This is a genomic window from Enterobacter cloacae complex sp. GYL001, assembly GCF_049237125.1.
GTDB lineage: Bacteria > Pseudomonadota > Gammaproteobacteria > Enterobacterales > Enterobacteriaceae > Enterobacter > Enterobacter hormaechei_C.
Map to the genome: position 1 here is coordinate 1 of NZ_JBMKGW010000056.1, position 1,597 is coordinate 1,597.

General features: G+C 58.3%; 2 protein-coding genes. Both read left to right on the forward strand.

What is annotated here, in order from left to right; genetic code table 11:
* The first annotated feature begins 111 nt into the window (after positions 1–111).
* The gene (locus ACOTWU_RS25220) at positions 112–459 is read left to right on the forward strand and encodes a quaternary ammonium compound efflux SMR transporter QacE delta 1 (protein WP_000679427.1); all 348 of its coding nucleotides are present in this window, start codon (positions 112–114) and stop codon (positions 457–459) included.
* Positions 453–1,292 (forward strand): sulfonamide-resistant dihydropteroate synthase Sul1, encoded by an 840-nt coding sequence (gene sul1 / locus ACOTWU_RS25225; protein WP_000259031.1) that lies wholly within the window; start codon positions 453–455, stop codon positions 1,290–1,292. Before ACOTWU_RS25220 ends, sul1 begins: the two co-directional genes overlap by 7 nt.
* Positions 1,293–1,597 lie beyond the last annotated feature (305 nt).

Below are 1,597 nucleotides of genomic sequence, written 5' to 3' on the forward strand. Positions count from 1 at the left end.
GCGTTAGATGCACTAAGCACATAATTGCTCACAGCCAAACTATCAGGTCAAGTCTGCTTTTATTATTTTTAAGCGTGCATAATAAGCCCTACACAAATTGGGAGATATATCATGAAAGGCTGGCTTTTTCTTGTTATCGCAATAGTTGGCGAAGTAATCGCAACATCCGCATTAAAATCTAGCGAGGGCTTTACTAAGCTTGCCCCTTCCGCCGTTGTCATAATCGGTTATGGCATCGCATTTTATTTTCTTTCTCTGGTTCTGAAATCCATCCCTGTCGGTGTTGCTTATGCAGTCTGGTCGGGACTCGGCGTCGTCATAATTACAGCCATTGCCTGGTTGCTTCATGGGCAAAAGCTTGATGCGTGGGGCTTTGTAGGTATGGGGCTCATAATTGCTGCCTTTTTGCTCGCCCGATCCCCATCGTGGAAGTCGCTGCGGAGGCCGACGCCATGGTGACGGTGTTCGGCATTCTGAATCTCACCGAGGACTCCTTCTTCGATGAGAGCCGGCGGCTAGACCCCGCCGGCGCTGTCACCGCGGCGATCGAAATGCTGCGAGTCGGATCAGACGTCGTGGATGTCGGACCGGCCGCCAGCCATCCGGACGCGAGGCCTGTATCGCCGGCCGATGAGATCAGACGTATTGCGCCGCTCTTAGACGCCCTGTCCGATCAGATGCACCGTGTTTCAATCGACAGCTTCCAACCGGAAACCCAGCGCTATGCGCTCAAGCGCGGCGTGGGCTACCTGAACGATATCCAAGGATTTCCTGACCCTGCGCTCTATCCCGATATTGCTGAGGCGGACTGCAGGCTGGTGGTTATGCACTCAGCGCAGCGGGATGGCATCGCCACCCGCACCGGTCACCTTCGACCCGAAGACGCGCTCGACGAGATTGTGCGGTTCTTCGAGGCGCGGGTTTCCGCCTTGCGACGGAGCGGGGTCGCTGCCGACCGGCTCATCCTCGATCCGGGGATGGGATTTTTCTTGAGCCCCGCACCGGAAACATCGCTGCACGTGCTGTCGAACCTTCAAAAGCTGAAGTCGGCGTTGGGGCTTCCGCTATTGGTCTCGGTGTCGCGGAAATCCTTCTTGGGCGCCACCGTTGGCCTTCCTGTAAAGGATCTGGGTCCAGCGAGCCTTGCGGCGGAACTTCACGCGATCGGCAATGGCGCTGACTACGTCCGCACCCACGCGCCTGGAGATCTGCGAAGCGCAATCACCTTCTCGGAAACCCTCGCGAAATTTCGCAGTCGCGACGCCAGAGACCGAGGGTTAGATCATGCCTAGCATTCACCTTCCGGCCGCCCGCTAGCGGACCCTGGTCAGGTTCCGCGAAGGTGGGCGCAGACATGCTGGGCTCGTCAGGATCAAACTGCACTATGAGGCGGCGGTTCATACCGCGCCAGGGGAGCGAATGGACAGCGAGGAGCCTCCGAACGTTCGGGTCGCCTGCTCGGGTGATATCGACGAGGTTGTGCGGCTGATGCACGACGCTGCGGCGTGGATGTCCGCCAAGGGAACGCCCGCCTGGGACGTCGCGCGGATCGACCGGACATTCGCGGAGACCTTCGTCCTGAGATCCGAGCTCCTAG